Origin of the sequence: Kitasatospora arboriphila, from assembly GCF_039528095.1 — a bacterium.
GTDB lineage: Bacteria > Actinomycetota > Actinomycetes > Streptomycetales > Streptomycetaceae > Kitasatospora > Kitasatospora arboriphila.
Genome location: NZ_BAAALD010000269.1, coordinates 1 through 640 on the forward strand (window position 1 = coordinate 1; position 640 = coordinate 640).

Below are 640 nucleotides of genomic sequence, written 5' to 3' on the forward strand. Positions count from 1 at the left end.
AGGAATTTCGCTACCTTAGGATGGTTATAGTTACCACCGCCGTTTACTGGCGCTTAAGTTCTCAGCTTCGCCCGACCGAAATCGGACTAACCGGTCCCCTTAACGTTCCAGCACCGGGCAGGCGTCAGTCCGTATACATCGCCTTACGGCTTCGCACGGACCTGTGTTTTTAGTAAACAGTCGCTTCTCGCTGGTCTCTGCGGCCACCCCCAGCTCGGAGTGCAAGACTCTTCACCGGGGCTGGCCCCCCTTCTCCCGAAGTTACGGGGGCATTTTGCCGAGTTCCTTAACCACAGTTCACCCGAACGCCTCGGTATTCTCTACCTGACCACCTGAGTCGGTTTGGGGTACGGGCCGCCATGAAACTCGCTAGAGGCTTTTCTCGACAGCATAGGATCATCCACTTCACCACAATCGGCTCGGCATCAGGTCTCAGACTATGTGTCACGCGGATTTGCCTACGTGACGTCCTACACCCTTACCCCGGGACAACCACCGCCCGGGCTGGACTACCTTCCTGCGTCACCCCATCGCTCACCTACTACCACCTTGGGCCGCCGGCTCCACCACTCCCCTTCACCCGAAGGATCCGGGGCGGCTTCACGGGCTTAGCATCAGAGGGTTCAGCGTTGGCGCTTCA

General features: G+C 58.6%; 1 rRNA gene. It reads right to left on the reverse strand.

Going from position 1 to position 640, the window contains the following annotated elements:
- Nucleotides 1–640 (reverse strand): 23S ribosomal RNA (locus ABD353_RS39895); the annotation flags it as partial.